At 71.5% G+C, this 14,805-nt stretch carries 14 protein-coding genes and 1 other RNA gene; 4 read left to right on the plus strand and 11 right to left on the minus strand.

Annotated features, from left to right (window positions below; all coding sequences use genetic code 11):
* Window positions 1-135: 135 nt before the first annotated feature.
* The gene (locus tag HAV39_RS37305; protein WP_120316836.1) at window positions 136-756 is read right to left on the minus strand and encodes a YqgE/AlgH family protein; all 621 of its coding nucleotides are present in this window, start codon (window positions 754-756) and stop codon (window positions 136-138) included.
* A 149-nt stretch (window positions 757-905) separates the two neighbouring features.
* Here HAV39_RS37305 and HAV39_RS37310 point away from each other — a divergent pair, with 149 nt between their 5' ends.
* Window positions 906-1,493: a nucleosidase gene (locus tag HAV39_RS37310; RefSeq protein ID WP_191843873.1), complete on the plus strand. Its 588-nt coding sequence runs from the start codon at window positions 906-908 to the stop codon at window positions 1,491-1,493.
* Window positions 1,494-1,511: 18 nt separating this feature from the next.
* Here the strand turns inward: HAV39_RS37310 and HAV39_RS37315 are convergent, their stop codons facing one another.
* The 10 genes from HAV39_RS37315 to prfB form a co-directional block, all read right to left on the minus strand.
* Entirely contained in the window at window positions 1,512-1,778 is a 267-nt protein-coding gene (locus tag HAV39_RS37315) for a hypothetical protein (protein WP_191843874.1), read from the minus strand.
* Window positions 1,779-1,950: 172 nt separating this feature from the next.
* Window positions 1,951-2,326, minus strand: a transfer-messenger RNA (tmRNA) gene (gene ssrA / locus HAV39_RS37320).
* 85 nt (window positions 2,327-2,411) lie between these two features.
* A complete protein-coding gene (locus HAV39_RS37325; protein WP_191843875.1) occupies window positions 2,412-3,563 on the minus strand; it encodes an SRPBCC domain-containing protein in 1,152 nt (383 codons plus the stop codon).
* A gap of 87 nt (window positions 3,564-3,650) precedes the next feature.
* On the minus strand, window positions 3,651-5,075 hold the full coding sequence (locus HAV39_RS37330) for a cellulose binding domain-containing protein (RefSeq protein WP_191843876.1): 1,425 nt from the start codon (window positions 5,073-5,075) through the stop codon (window positions 3,651-3,653).
* A gap of 64 nt (window positions 5,076-5,139) precedes the next feature.
* On the minus strand, window positions 5,140-6,003 hold the full coding sequence (locus HAV39_RS37335) for a cellulose binding domain-containing protein (protein ID WP_191843877.1): 864 nt from the start codon (window positions 6,001-6,003) through the stop codon (window positions 5,140-5,142).
* Window positions 6,004-6,089: 86 nt separating this feature from the next.
* The gene (gene smpB, locus HAV39_RS37340; RefSeq protein WP_120316842.1) at window positions 6,090-6,566 is read right to left on the minus strand and encodes an SsrA-binding protein SmpB; all 477 of its coding nucleotides are present in this window, start codon (window positions 6,564-6,566) and stop codon (window positions 6,090-6,092) included.
* A 192-nt stretch (window positions 6,567-6,758) separates the two neighbouring features.
* Window positions 6,759-8,000, minus strand: a complete 1,242-nt coding sequence (locus HAV39_RS37345) for a M23 family metallopeptidase (RefSeq protein WP_191843878.1) — start codon at window positions 7,998-8,000, stop codon at window positions 6,759-6,761.
* A gap of 147 nt (window positions 8,001-8,147) precedes the next feature.
* Window positions 8,148-9,023: a permease-like cell division protein FtsX gene (gene ftsX, locus HAV39_RS37350; protein WP_191843879.1), complete on the minus strand. Its 876-nt coding sequence runs from the start codon at window positions 9,021-9,023 to the stop codon at window positions 8,148-8,150.
* A 62-nt stretch (window positions 9,024-9,085) separates the two neighbouring features.
* A complete protein-coding gene (gene ftsE / locus HAV39_RS37355) occupies window positions 9,086-9,766 on the minus strand; it encodes a cell division ATP-binding protein FtsE (protein WP_120316845.1) in 681 nt (226 codons plus the stop codon).
* Between the two features lie 223 nt (window positions 9,767-9,989).
* Complete coding sequence (gene prfB, locus HAV39_RS37360; protein WP_275413960.1) at window positions 9,990-11,105, minus strand: peptide chain release factor 2; 1,116 nt, start codon at window positions 11,103-11,105, stop codon at window positions 9,990-9,992.
* A gap of 114 nt (window positions 11,106-11,219) precedes the next feature.
* Between prfB and HAV39_RS37365 the strand changes: the two genes are divergently transcribed.
* The 3 genes from HAV39_RS37365 (at window position 11,220) to HAV39_RS37375 (ending at window position 14,803) form a co-directional block, all read left to right on the plus strand.
* Entirely contained in the window at window positions 11,220-12,422 is a 1,203-nt protein-coding gene (locus HAV39_RS37365; protein WP_191843880.1) for an ROK family transcriptional regulator, read from the plus strand.
* Window positions 12,423-12,545: 123 nt separating this feature from the next.
* Window positions 12,546-13,805 carry a 6-phospho-beta-glucosidase gene (locus HAV39_RS37370; RefSeq protein ID WP_191843881.1) on the plus strand — a complete coding sequence of 420 codons (1,260 nt, stop codon included), beginning with the start codon at window positions 12,546-12,548 and terminating at the stop codon, window positions 13,803-13,805.
* On the plus strand, window positions 13,802-14,803 hold the full coding sequence (locus tag HAV39_RS37375) for an N-acetylglucosamine kinase (protein WP_191843882.1): 1,002 nt from the start codon (window positions 13,802-13,804) through the stop codon (window positions 14,801-14,803). Before HAV39_RS37370 ends, HAV39_RS37375 begins: the two co-directional genes overlap by 4 nt.
* Window positions 14,804-14,805: the final 2 nt, after the last annotated feature.

Raw genomic sequence — 14,805 nt, forward strand, 5'->3', positions numbered from 1 at the left:
CGCCGCCCGGGCACCTGCGAAATATTACACGCCCCCGCCCCCCGTGCAAAAACGGGTATCCCGCGAGTTGACCAGGTGCCAGTGCAGCCGATCATGGACCGGGGTCCGTGATCGATCGGAAACACCGGCCCCCGGTCAGTTGAGGGCGACGTCAGGCGGGAAGTTGGCCACCGCGGCGGTCAGGCCGCCCTGGCGGCGCAGCACCAGCGACCACAGCTCCTCGGGCTGGGTGCGGAACGGATCGCTGGGCAGTGCCTCGAACACCAGCCAGGAGTTCTCCTCGATCTCCTGCTCCAGCTGCCCGGCGCCCCAGCCGGCGTAGCCGTGGTAGACGCGCACGCACTCCAGCCGCTGGCCGACCCGCGCGGGATCGCGGCTGAGGTCCACCGTGCCGATCTGCCCCATCACCCGGCTGAAGCCGACGAAGCCTGCCACGCCCGCACGGGCGCGGGCCACGCAGATCGCCGAGTCCGTGCCGACCGGGCCGCCCTCGAAGAGCACGCCGGGCTCGCGCAGCAGCGACTCCCAGCCGGGCAGGATGTCGCCCACCAGCGCTTCGGTGGGCCGGTTCAGCACCACCCCGAGCGCTCCGTCGGCCTCGTGGGCGAGGACGAAGACGACCGTACGTTCGAAGTTGGGATCCCGGAGCGAGGGCATGGCAACCAGCAGGTGCCCGGTCAGTGACTCCACTGCGTGCCGCCCCGTGCCCTTCCCCGCATTGTCGTGCCGCGTGGTGTGCGGCTCTCCCGACGCCATGAATGGCACCCTATCCGTCCGGAGGCGGCACGGTCAGGGTCTCGGCACGGCTTGTGCGGCAAACTTGCCCGACTCGGTGACAAGGACCGTTCTGACCTGCGCCCCCCGGCGTACATGAGAGCTGTTCGACACGCCGTTAGACTTCGCGGGTGACTCTTACCGGCACCGTGACCCCCGACCGGCCGCTGATCGTCGTGGCGCTGCCGGAGGAGGCGGCGCACCTGGACACCGCGCACCCCGTGCTGCTGACCGGGGTTGGCAAGGTCAACGCGGCACTCGCGGTGTCCCGCGTGCTGGCCAACGGCGTGCTGCCGCGCGAGATCGTGAACCTGGGCACCGCCGGTGCGCTGCGGCCCGGCCTGGCCGGCGTCCACGAGATCAGCCGGGTGGTGCAGCACGACTTCGACACCGCCACGATCCGCGCCGTGACCGGCCGCACCTTCGGCGAGGCGCTGGAGCTGCCGGGCGCCGGGCCGGTGCTGGCCACCGGTGACGTGTTCGTCTCGGACCCGGTGCTGCGGGCGGCACTGGCCGAGCACGCCGCACTGGTCGACATGGAGGGGTATGCCGTCGCCGCGGCGGCCGCCGCCTACGGTGTGCCGCTACGGATGATCAAGCAGGTCAGCGACGAGGCCGACGGTGAGGCCGTCACCGGCTGGGCAGAGTCGGTCGACGTGTGCGCCCGCATCCTCGCCGCCTGGCTGAACGAATGGCAGCACAGCGCCAACGCACGTTGATCTCGCGCCGAAGCGCCGTCAGGTCTCGCCGCCGAGGTCGACGCCGTATGCCTGGTGCAGCACGTCGGCCGTGCGCTGGCGGTAGGCGGTGAGTCGCTGTGCGAGCTGTTCCTCGGCGTGCCGGTCGGCGGCCCTGGCCGTCATCGCGTCGAGCAGCGCCCGGCGATCGCACTCCAGCGCCTGCACGCTGTGGGTCAGCCGCGGGGCGTCGGCGATCACCTCGCCGAGCCGGCCGGAGGGGCCGAGCACGGCGGTAGACAGCTCGTCCAGTGAATCGGTGGCCATACCTCACCCCCGGACCGCGAAAACGTCCTTGCGTTCGATGGTCACGCGGGACCGGCCCGAAGTCCATACCTTTGCCCAGGTTTGAACGCACGTTCAGTCGGTAATTAATGCAGCTACCAGGGCATATGCGGCGAACGGCCCCGGTCCTGGAGGACCGGGGCCGTTCGCTGTCTGGTGGAGGTGCCGGGAATCGAACCCGGGTCCATCGCCGCATTGACAGGGCTTCTCCGAGCGCAGCTCACTATGCCTCTACTCGACCCCACCGATCACATGAGCGAGACGGTGTGACGGGCCCAGTCGCGATTGATCTCGCCTCAGCAGCCCCGCGACGGGACTGAATCGGCCAGCCTATTAACTGATGCCGGTACACGGGCCATAGGCACTCCCGGACCGACAGACTTGCTACTCGCCTCAGGCGGCGAGAGCGAAGTCGCGCTTGACGTTAGTCTTGGCGCTTATAGTTTTCCGACGACGATTATCGAGACGACGTCGGCTTCCTCGGCTCGCTTCTCCTGCCGCAACGTACGATGTCGAAACCTGTCACCCCCTGGTCGCGCGAACGCGCACGCACGGTGACGATCACCGCGCCTGTAAGAGTAACGCCCGGGACGACCAAAGTCATTCCGGTATCGGTCAACTCCCCGTGCAGGCGATCCCGTCCACGGTGCAGGCGGTGACCGCCTGGCCGAGGGCCAGCAGCGCCGGGAAGCGGATGATGAAGGTCACCGATCCGTTGGCGGCCACGGTGCGGGCCGGGCCGACGGGCGTCACCGTGACCTTCGGGCCGTCCTGCGTGAAGTTCACCGCCGAGGTGGACCGGTTCTCCACCGCCCGGTCCGCCGGCATGGTCAGCACGACGGTCCAGTTCTCCCGCGGGGCGGCGCCGGGATTGCGCACCGTCACCTCGGTGTCGAATCCGCCCAGCCCGAGCAGCGCGATCGTGCGGTAGCTCGCGGTCAGCGGGGGGCCCGCCAACGGGGAGCCGGTCGCCTCGGGCAACGGCGAGCCGCCCGGCGACGTGGACACCCCCGGCTGGGGCGACGCGCCGGGTACGCCCGGCCTTGGGGTGCCGGAGGCGGCCGTGACCGGGTCCGTCCCGTCGATCCCCGGCTGGACGCCGGAGCCCAGCCCGTACACAGGCTCGGTGTCGGCACTGGGCGCGCCGCCGCTGTTGCCACCGATCATGACCGCCACCGCCGTGCTGATCAGCACCACCAGCACCACCGCACCGGCCAGCGAGAGCAGCCGCACCCGCTTCGAGCCGCTCGCGGGCGGCGGGGCGGGCGGCGCCGGGTCGAGCGGGATCGTCTCCCGCCGCCGCGGGATCGCGGTGTGCAGGTCGGCTCGCACCCCGCCCAGGTCGACCTCGCCGGAGGCGAGCCGGTCCAGGGCCGCGGGCAGCTGGTCGCCGAACATGAACTGGTACGACCGGCGCAGCTCGCGCCGGCGCTGGGTGCCGTCGACCCCGAAGAACCCCGTCTGCAGCACGGTCAGCCGGCAGCCCGCCTCGGTGTCCGCCAGCGACCAGGTGACCTCGGTGTGCGTGTGGTCGTCGCGCCAGTGCATGGCCAGCCGCTCCTGCGCCGCCACGGCCACCACGTCCAGATCGAACGGTGTCGCCAGCCCGGCCAGGCCCGGCGGCGGGAAGGCGCGGAAGGTGTCCCCCGCGGTCGCCGTGAGATCGGTGGGCACGAACCACTCGCGCAGCAGCCGCTGCTCGGTGAGCGCCCGCCAGACCCTGGCCCGGGGGTGGGAGAGATCGACGTCGAGTCGCAGCTCGGTCACGGACCGACTATAGGGTCGCCGCGCGGCCCAGGGCATCCCCGAAATCGACCATGGTCGTGACGCGGGTGTCCGTTGCCGGACAGAGGCTCAGCGGTTCGCGCAGCTCACGCCCTCGACGACGCAGCCCTCCGGACGGGTGGCGCCGGACGGGTCACCCACCTGGAAGGCGAACCCGAAATCCTTGCCCGCGGGCAGGTGACGGTGGACGTCCTGCGGCGTGAAGGTCACCCGCGACCCGTCCTGGCGGAAGCCGATCCGGTCCCACGCGCTGGTCACCGTGGCTCCCGCAGGCAGGGTGACGGCGGCCGACCAGCCGTCCACCACGGCGGTGGGCCGGATGGTGATCTCTCCGATGTAGCCGCCGCTCCAGGACTCCAGCGTCCGATACGCGACGGCCATGGCCGGGGCGGCGGCCTCGATCGGGCCGGGACCGGTCGGCGCGGACGCCGCCGCCGACGGGGCGGCCGCCGAGGCGCTCGGCGAGCCGGCCGGGCTCGCCGAGCGGACCTCCGCCGAAGGCATCGCGGACTCCCCCGCCTGCACCCCGGACCAGGGGCCGCGAGCGCTGTCGACCGGTTCCGCCGCCGGGCCCGGCGAGCGCAGCACCAGCGTCGCCACCGCCGTCACCGCCAGCACGGTGAGCACCATCGCGCCCGCCGCCGACAGCAGCCGCAACCGCCGGTCCACCGGCATGTGCAACACCCGGGACAGCAGCCCGCCGGAAAGCGGCGGGCCCTCCTCGTCCGGGTCGTCGGCCTCGGCAGGAGGGTCCGGGTAGGGCACGGCCGCGAACGGGTCCTTCGGGCCGAGGCTCACCGGCCGGGTGCGCGGGCCGGGGATGACCGCGGACGGCATGCGCGGATCAGGGTTCGCCGCGGACGGCGTACGCGGGTCTGGGATCGCCGCAGACGGCACGCCCGGGTCGACGCCGACCGCGGACCGCCCGCCGGGCGTGAAGGCCGCCGTGGACGCCTCGGCGGGCGGCCGGGCAGGGCGGGCCGCGGCGGACCCGGTCGCCACGGCCGGCGGGCGGCGGGGCATGTCGGCGGCGTCGTAGATGTCCTTGCTGCGCCGCCGGCGGGTCGGCACCGCGGCCGCTTCCTCCTGGCGGGCCAGCAGGGCGGGCAGGCGCTGCTCGAACATGGTCGCGTACGCCCGCTGCAGCTCGGCGCGGCGCACCTGGCCGGCGATGCCGAGGAAACCGGTCTGGCTCACCCGCAGCCGGCTGCCGCCCGCGACGGTCGACAACTCCCAGACCACGTCGGCGTGCAGCTGCTCGCCGCGCCAGCGCAGCGCCAGGCGCGTCGGGCCGACCACCTCGATCACGTCCATGTCGAACGGCGCCGTGAACCCCGGCAGGTCGCCGCCGGGATAGGCGCGGTACACACCGCCCTGCACGGGCATGAGGTCGGTCTGCAGGAACCATTCGCCCAGCAGCCGGCGATCGGTCAACGCCTGCCACACCGACTCCACCGGGAAGGGGAGCTCCACATCGAGCCGCAGCACGGTCACGGGCCGAATATAGAGCCGCTCCGAACCCTCTGCCGTCCGGTTTAGGGCGGAGTTAAGCCACTGCTCAGTCAGCCTGGCACGGGACGTCGTTCACCGTGCAGGTGACGGGGAACGCGCCTGGCCCGCGCCTGCCGATGAACCCGAAGGTCACCGTCGCACCGGGGGCGAGATCGCCGCGCTCGGGGGTGAACACCCAGACACCGTTCTGCTGGGACCGGTCAGCCTCCCAGTCGCCGTCGACGGTGCTGCCCGGTGCCAGCCGGATCCGCACCGTCCACGCCAGCGGGGTGGCACCCGTGTTGCGCACCCGGACGGCGATCGTGTAGCCACCGTTCCAGGCGTTCACGTCGTAGGTCGCCGAGGCGGTGCCGGCGGCCGGGGGCGCGGCGGGCGGCGGCCCGGGCGCAGGCGGCTTCGACGGCGCGGGCGGGCTGCTGCTGGGAACGGGGCTCCCGGCCGGGGAGGAGGCAGGCGCCGGTGCGGACGGGGAGGCACTGGGACGTGCGGGCGCGACCGAGGGCGAAGCGGCGGGACTCGGCGTCATCACGCCGAATCCGTCGGTGAAGCCGGCGGTCGAGGTGCTCGGTCCGCCGGTCGGCAGCGCCCCCGATGACGGCTGCGGTGCGGGTTTGGCCAGGGCCCAGGCGGCCGCGCCGGACACCAGCAGGCACATGGTCGCGACACCGATCACCAGCGGCTGCCTGCTCAGGCGGCGCGGAGCGGGCTCCTCGCCCTGCGCCGGGTGCTCAGCAGAACGCAGGGCGGGTTCCGCCACCTCCGCCAGGTGCTCAACGGCCGGCGGGGCCGGGTCCTCCGCCTGCTCCCGGCGCTCGGCGGGACGCGGGTCGCGGTCCTGCACCGCCGGGTCCTCGACCACGCGGGAAAGCAGGGTGGTCTCGTCGTCCTCGTGCAGCCGATGCTTGCTCACGACCCGCGAGGCTACCGTCCTCGGGCTCACCGCCGCGATCGGCCATCCGACTGTGGCTTGCCGCCGCCCCGTGGTCCGGCGTGGTCCTAGCGCATGCCCTTGGCGCGGCGGCCCAGCTCGCGGCTGATCTCCCGGTCGGAGTCCCGCTTGGCGATGTCCTGGCGCTTGTCGTAGGTCTTCTTGCCGCGCGCCAGCCCGATCTCGACCTTGGCCCAGCCGTCCTTGAAGTACATGGACAGCGGCACCATGGTCAGGCCGCCCTCACGGGTCTTGGTGAGCAGATGGATGATCTCCTTCTGCTTGAGCAGCAGCTTGCGGGTGCGCCGCGGCGCGTGGTTGGTCCACGTGCCCATGGCGTACTCCGGGATGTGCAGCGCGTGCAGGTAGATCTCCCCGTCGCGCTCCTGGCCGAACGCGTCGACCAGCGACGCCCGCCCGGCCCGCAGCGACTTCACCTCGGTGCCCATCAGGGCGATGCCCGCCTCGAAGGTCTCGAGGATGGTGTAGTCGTGGTACGCCTTGCGGTTCGACGCGATGACCTTGCGGCCCTTCTCCCGCGGCATGACGGCCCTCCTCTCCTCGATCACGGCAACCCGACAATGCTACCGATGACCAAGACCGAACCGCGATCGAGATAGCGCTAACCCCGCACCGCACCCGGTTCGGCCGCCGACCGCACCCGCCAGGAGCGGAAGTCCGCGCAGCGGACGAGCGACCGGCGGGTAAGGGAGGCTATCGAGGCGGGCGCCAGCAGCTCAGCAGAGGCAGCCGGGGAGCCAGTTCAAGGGCTGGACGGGGTTGCCGTTCTGGCGGACCTCGAAGTGCAGGTGGTAGCCGGTGGAGGCGCCGGTGGTGCCGACCTTGCCGATGAGCTGGCCGCCACGGATCTTGTCGCCGACCTTCACCAGGATCTTCGACTGGTGGGCGTAGCAGGTGGAGATCACCTTGCCGCCGGACCTGCCGTGGGTGAGGCAGGTGTAGTTGCCGTACCCGCCGAGCCAGCCGGCGCTGCTGACGGTGCCGCCCGCCGCGGCGAAGATGGGCTGGCCGCCGCCCGCGGCGATGTCGACCCCGGCGTGCAGCTGCCAGACGCCGTAGTACGGGTCGTAGCGGTTGCCGAAGTCGCTGGACTTCCAGCCCTTGGTCGGCATGAGGAACTTCGCCCCGGGGCGCAGGATCGGCACGAGCTTGCCGTACTGGCCCTCCCAGACCCGCAGCTCGTCGGCGATGCGCTCGCTCTGCTCCTTGACCTCCTGGTAGTGCCGCTGGACCTCGACCTTCTCGGCTTTCGCCGCCTCCATCGCCTTCTTCTGGCGGTCGGCGAGCGTGTCGAGATCGCGCCGTGCCTGCTCGGCCTCCTGCCGGGCCTTCTCTGCGGCGAGCAGGGCCGCGCGGGCGATCCGGGCCGCGTCGGCGGCTTCCCGGCGCTTCAGCTCGGACTCACTGGTGATCTGCTTCGCGGCCCGGCGGGCGGCGACGAACCCGTCGATCGCCTCGCGCCGGATGCGGGCGATCTGGTCGATGTAGTTGCCACGGTCCAGGAACTCCTGCGGCCGGGTCGCGGCCATGAGGACGTTGAACTCGGCGATGTTGGACCCGTGCAGGGTGGCCACGGCGAACCGGGCGAACCGGTCCCGGCCCTCCTGGACCTGGCGGACTGTCGCCTGGTATGCCTGGTCGGTGACGGCCCAGGCGGCGGTGGCCTGGTCGGCGCGCCGCTGGGCGGTCGCCGCCTTGGTCTCGGCGACCACCACGGTGGCCCTGGTCTTCGCGATCCGCTCCTGTGCGGCGGGCATGGCAGCGTTGGCCTCGGCGAGTTCGGTCGCGGCGGTGCGCGCCTTCGCGGACAGCGCCTCGAGCAGTGCCCCGGTCTTGGCCAGCTCGGCATCGACGCGCTTCTTGTCGTCCTTGAGGTCGTCGGGGGCGGCATGAGCCGGCAGGCCGACCGCCACAGCGGTCAGCAGGGCGAACACCACCTGTACGAGTCGCCAGCGCACGGGACCTCCCTCGCCTGTCCCGATCACCCTACTGCCGACATATACCCCGATTCCAGGCAAAACCGACATTCAACCGGAGTGGCGCAGAAAAGGTGACGGCCCGCCCTCCGAAGCCGGAGGGCGGGCCGTCGACGTGCGTCGCCGCGACTAGACGCGGATGTAGAAGCGCAGGGTCACCCAGGCGGTGACGGCGCTGACCACCGAGCCGATGCCCGCCAGGATCGGCAGCATCACGTTGATGTTGCCCCAGCTCACCGGTAGCAGCAGGTCCGTCAGCGCGGCCAGCTTGCCGTCGATCAGCACGATCTTGCCGATGACCAGCATCACCCAGGCCAGGATCGAGCCGAGCAGCGCGGCGAAGACCGCCTCGAGCACGAACGGCGCCTGGATGAACCAGTTCGACGCGCCGACCAGCTTCATGACCGCGACCTCGCGCCGCTTGCTGTACGCGGCGACCTGGATGGTGTTGGCGACCAGCAGCAGCGCGGCGAGGCCCATGAAGCCGGCGACGACCAGCGACAGGTTCTGGATCGAGCCCAGGATGTCGAAGATCTTCTGCAGCAGCTTCTGCTGGTCCACGACCGTGTCCACGCCCGGCAGGTTGGCGTAGGTGGTGTTGATCTGGTCGAACTGCGACGGATCCTTCAGCGAGACCCGATAAGACTCCGGCAGCTCGTCCTCGCCGATCGCGTTGACCAGGTCGGGGGCGTCACGGAACTGCTCCCTGAAGTTGTTGTACGCCGTGGTCTTGTCCTCGAAGAACACGTCCTTCACCAAGGGGTCGCTGTCGAGCTTGGCCTTGATGTCGTCCTTCTGCGCCTGGTCGGCGGTCTTCTCCAGGTAGATGGAGACCTCGACCTGCTCGTAGTAGTGGCTCTTCATCTCGTCGACCTGCATGTACATCAGCAGGCTGGCGCCGAGCATCGAGAGCGACACGATCATCGTGATGATCATGGCGATGGTCATCGTGACGTTGCGCCACAGCCCGACCAGCATTTCGGCCAGGACATACTTCGCACGCATCGGGGGAAATCCTCCGGGGGAGACGGTCAGGACGTCAGGGACAGGGGCTCAACGGTGTCGGCTCAGCCGTACACACCGCGGGCCTGGTCGCGGACGATCCGACCGCCCTCGATCTCGATGACGCGACGGCGCATCTGGTTGACGATGTTCGAGTCGTGGGTGACCATGACGACGGTCGTGCCGGTCCGGTTGATCCGGTCCAGCAGGCGCATGATCTCGATGGAGGTGTCGGGGTCGAGGTTACCCGTGGGCTCGTCGGCCAGCAGGATCAGCGGCCGGTTCACGAACGCGCGCGCCACGGCGACGCGCTGCTGCTCACCACCGGAGAGCTCGTGCGGGTAGCGGTGCTCCTTGCCGCCGAGGCCGACCAGCTCCAGCACCTCGGGCACCACGCGGCGGGCGACCGCCTTCGACTTGCCGATGACCTCGAGCGCGAACGCGACGTTCTCGTAGGCCGTCTTGTTCGGCAGCAGGCGGAAGTCCTGGAAGACGCAGCCGATCGAGCGGCGGAAGCTGGGGATCTTCCAGCCGCGCATCGAGCTGATCTCCTTGCCGTTCACGAAGACCTTGCCCTTGTTGGGCTTGATCTCGTGCAGCATGAGCTTCACGATGCTTGACTTGCCGGAGCCGGACGGACCGATGAAGAAGACGAAGTCGCCCTTCTCGATCGAGACCGACACGTCGTCCAGTGAGGGCCGGGACGCCTTCGGGTAGGTCTTGGTCACGTGCTCAAGTCGAATCACGGCGGAGAGTCTACGCGGTGTTGCCGTTTAGCCAAGCCCGCAGGGGTTGAGATGCCGGTATTGCCGTGAATGTTCCTGGAAAATTCCGTGATCTGTCCGTGATCAACTGTCACCGACAGTAGTCACGTCACCCACCCGGACGACGCGCCAGAGATGTCCATACATGAAAGAAACTCCGCCCGGCTGCGAGAACAGCCGGGCGGAGTGAGGCTCACTCGGCCGATCAGGCGGCGGCTTCCAGTTCGTTCTGCTTGCGCCAGCGGATGCCCGCCTCGACGAAGCTGTCGATCTCGCCGTCGAAGACCGCCGACGGGTTGCCCGTCTCGAACTCCGTGCGCAGATCCTTGACCATCTGGTACGGGTGCAGCACGTACGAACGCATCTGGTCGCCCCAGGAGCCGGCCGCGTCGGTCTTCAGGCCCTCCATCTTGGCCCGCTCCTCCTGGCGCTTGCGCTCCAGCAGCCGGGCCTGCAGCACACGCAGCGCGGACGCCTTGTTCTGCAGCTGGGACTTCTCGTTCTGGCAGGTCACCACGATGCCCGTCGGGATGTGCGTGATGCGCACCGCCGAGTCGGTGGTGTTGACGCTCTGACCGCCAGGGCCACTGGAGCGGTAGACGTCGACCTTCATCTCGTTCTCGGGGATGTCGATGTGGTCCGTCTGCTCCACCACCGGCAGCACCTCGACCCCGGCGAAGCTGGTCTGGCGGCGGCCCTGGTTGTCGAACGGGCTGATGCGCACCAGGCGGTGGGTGCCCGACTCGACCGACAGCGTGCCGTAGGCGTACGGCGCCTTCACCGCGAACGTGGCCGACTTGAGCCCGGCCTCCTCGGCGTACGAGGTGTCGTAGACCTCGGTCGCGTAGCCGTGGCGCTCGGCCCAGCGCAGGTACATGCGCAGCAGCATCTCGGCGAAGTCGGCGGCGTCCACCCCGCCCGCGCCGGCCCGGATGGCGACCAGCGCCTCGCGGGAGTCGTACTCGCCGGAGAGCAGGGTGCGCACCTCCAGCTCCTCGACCGCCTTGGCCAGCGAGGTCAGCTCCGTGCCCACCTCCGCCATCGAGTCCGCGTCGCCTTCGGCCTCGGCCAGCTCCATCAGCACCGCGACGTCGTCGATCCGCCCGCGCAGCTTGGTCAGCCTGTTGATCTCACCGGTCGCGTACGCCAGCTGGGAGGTGACCTCCTGCGCCTTGGCCTGGTCGTCCCACAGGTCCGGGGCCGAGGCCGCCTCCTCGAGCCGCTCCTTGTCCCGGCGCAGCCGGGCGATGTCGAGCACGGACTCGATGTTGCGCATGGTCGCGTCAAGGTTCTTGAGCTGATCGGCGTAGTCGGCAGTCACATCAACAAGACTAGTGGCATCGGCCGCACGGTTTTCCGGGGCGCTCCCGCGACTTGACAGCGGCCACCGTCACGGCAATAGTAAATCTACTTTCCTATTACGCGAGGAGGGCACGTGGCACGGCTCGCCGGTTCGTCCAAGCTGCTCCGGGCCATGAACGAGAGCGCGACCATGGCGCTGCTCATCGATCGGGGCACGCTCACCCGCGGCGAGCTGCGGGAGCTGACCGGCCTGTCCAAGCCGACCACCTCCGACGTGCTGCGCACGCTCACCGAGGCGGGGCTGGCGATCGTCGTGGGCCACACCAGCGGCGGACCCGGCCCCAATGCGGAGGTGTACGCGGTCAACCCGGCCGCCGCGACGGTGCTCGCGATCTCGGTACGGGACGTGAGCGAGACGTTACACGCCCCGTTCGAGGCGGCACTGTGCGATCTCAGCGGAGCGGTGCTGGCCCGCGCGGCTTACCCCAGCGACCCGGCCGACGGCGACCCGGTCGGCACGGTGCGGGCGATCGCCGGCGACCTGTGCGCCCGGGCCGGCCGTGACCGCGTCACCCACCTGCAGCTGGGCGTGCCCGGCTCGTACGACCCCGGCACCGGCGCCATCCGGCACATCGACGTCACCGGCTGGGGCCGCCCCGGCGTGGTCCCCGCGCTGGCGGCCGAGCTGGGCCTGACCGTCGAGGCCGACAACGACGTGAACCTGGCCGCGATCGCCGAGCGCCACCGCGGCGCGGCCGCGGGCAGCGGCAGTTTCGCCCTGCTCTGGCTGGGCGCGGGCCTGGGCTGCGCCATCGACCTCGGCGCGTCGCTGCTGCGCGGAGCCACCGGCGGGGCCGGTGAGATCGGCTACGTGCCGCTCGGCCTGGCCGCCCCCGGACAGCCCCGCGACCTGCAGAGCCTGGCCGGTGGCCCGGCCGTGGCGGCGCTCGGCGCGGCACACGGCTTCACCGGGGCCACCCCGGAGGAGATGGTCGCCGACGCCGCCCGCGCGGACTCCCCCGCGGCGGCCGACTTCCTCGCCGCGCTGGCCGACCGGATCGCCGTCGTGCTGGCCGTGGTCGCCGCGCTGGTCGACCCGCCATTGGTGGTGCTCGCCGGCGAGGTCGCCCAGGCCGGCGGCGCACGGCTGCGCGACCTGGTCACCGAGGCGTTCCACCGCAACACCCCGCTGCGCACACCCGTCGAGGTGACCGCGCTGACCGACGACGCGGTGCTGCTCGGCGCCATGGACTCGGGCCTGCGCTCGGTGCGCGAGTCCCTGGTCGAGTCGCTGAACGCCCGGCCGATCCCCGGCGCGGCGCTGCGCTCGGCCTGAACCACCCACCGCACGACAGGAGCCCGTCGGAGCGGCCGCTCGGTGTACGGCCGTAGCGCAGCGTAGGCCGGACAACCGGTTAAGGCCGCGGAGCGGGCTCCGCATGACACAGAGAGAGCAGCAATGAAGATCGCAGTCGTGGGTGGAGGCTCCACCTACACCCCCGAGCTGGTCGACGGGTTCGCCCGGCTGGCCGGCAGCCTCGACGTCACCGAGCTGTGCCTGATCGACCCGGCCGGGTCGCGGCTGGACGTCGTCGGGCCGTACGCCCGCCGCCTGATGGCCCACCACGGCCACCCCGGCACGCTGACCTGGACCACCGACCTCGACGCCGGGCTGACCGACGCCGCGGTGGTGGTCGTCCAGCTGCGCGTCGGCGGGCAGACCGCCCGGATCAGCGACGAGACCTTCCCGCTGGCATGCGGCTGCGTCGGGCAGGAGACCACCGGCGCGGGCGGCCTGGCCAAGGCGCTGCGCACGGTGCCTGTCGTGCTGGACGTGGCCGAGCGGGCCGCGCGGCTGGCCGCGCCCGGCGCGTGGATCGTCGACTTCACCAACCCGGTCGGCATCGTCACCCGCGCCCTGCTGGACGCCGGGCACAAGGCCGTCGGCCTGTGCAATGTGGCCATCGGCTTCCAGCGCCGGTTCGCCGCGCTGCTGGGCGTCGAGCCGGGCGCGGTCACCCTCGACCACGTCGGCCTGAACCACCTCACCTGGGAGCGCGCCGCGTACGTCGACGGCGTCGACCGGCTGCCCGAGCTGCTCGCCGAGCACCTCGACGAGCTGGCCGGGCCGGTGCAGCTGCCGCCGTCGCTGCTGCGCCTGCTCGGCAACGTGCCGTCGTACTACCTGCGCTACTTCTACGCCCACGACGAGGTCGTGCGCGAGGAGCGCGACGCCCCCACGCGCGGGCAGAAGGTCGCCGAGATGGAGACCGAGCTGCTGCGGATGTACGCCGACCCGGCGCTGACCACCAAACCGGACCTGCTGGCCAAGCGGGGCGGGGCGTTCTACTCCGAGGCGGCCGTCGGCCTGATCACGTCGCTGCTCACCGGCGACGGCGCGGTGCACGCGGTGAACCTGCGCAACGGCGGGCACCTGCCGTTCCTGCCCGACGACGCGGTGATCGAGGTCAGCGCCCGAGTGGACCGCGACGGCCCGGTGGCCGTCAAGGCCCCGCCGGTCGGCCCCGAACTGTCCGGCCTGATCGCCGGCGTCGCCGCGTACGAGGAGCTGGCTGTGCGTGCCGCGGTGCACGGCGGCCGCGACCGCGTCTACGCCGCGCTGCTCGCGCACCCGCTGGTCGGCCAGCACGAGTACGCCGAGGCGCTGACGCAGCGCCTGCTCGCCGCCAACGCCGAGCACCTGGCCTGGGCGCGATGAGTCCTGCCGAACTGTTCCTGGCCGTCGACGGCGGGAACTCCAAAACCGACGTGGTGCTCGCCGACGCGGACGGGCGGGTGCACGGCTACGTCCGCGGGCCGGGCTCGTGCCCGCAGGTGATCGGCCTGGACACGGCAGTCGCGCTGCTGGACCGGCTGGTCGGCGCGGCGCGGCGGGAGGCCGGGATGCCCCCGTCCGTGCCCGTCGCGCGCGCCGAGGTCTATCTGTCCGGTCTCGACCTGCCCGAGGAGGTCGAGGCGGCGGCGAAGGCGGTCGCCCTGACCGGCTGGGCGGAGTCGTACCGGCTGGACAACGACACGTTCGCGCTGATGCGGGCCGGCACCGACAGCCCGGACGCGATCGCGGTCGTCTGCGGAGCCGGCATCAACTGCGTGGGGCGCAGCGCCGACGGGCGCACCGCCCGGTTCCCGGCGCTCGGCCCGATCTCCGGCGACTGGGGCGGCGGCCTGCACCTGGCCTCGCTCGCGATGTGGCATGCGGCGCGGGCCGAGGACGGCCGCGGGCCGGCCACGGCGCTGGCCGGGGCGGTGGCCGCGCACTTCGGGCAGGCCTCCGTCCACGACGTGATCACCGGCCTGCACCTGGGCAGCCTCGACCAGGACCGCATGATCGAGTTGAGTGAGGTGCTGTTCGCCGCCGCCGGGCAGGGTGACGAGGTCGCCCGGCGCGTGGTGGCGCGTCAGGCGACCGAGATCACGTCATTGGTGACAGTTGCCGCGGACCGGCTCGGGCTGAGGGAGGAACCGTACGCCGTGGTCCTGGGCGGTGGTGTGCTGCGCGCCCGGCATCCATTGCTGCAGGACGCCGTGGACGCGGGGGTGAAGGCCCACTCGTCGAAGGCCCGGTTGACCGTGCTCGCACAGCCACCGGTGGTGGGAGCGGGCCTTTTCGCACTGGACGCGCTCGGCGCGGCGCCTGCCGCCGCGGCCGCGTTGCGTTCCGCGCTGGCGGAGGCACGCCCCCTCGACCAGCGCTGAGG

Source organism: Catellatospora chokoriensis (genome assembly GCF_011297315.1).
Lineage (GTDB): Bacteria > Actinomycetota > Actinomycetes > Mycobacteriales > Micromonosporaceae > Catellatospora > Catellatospora citrea.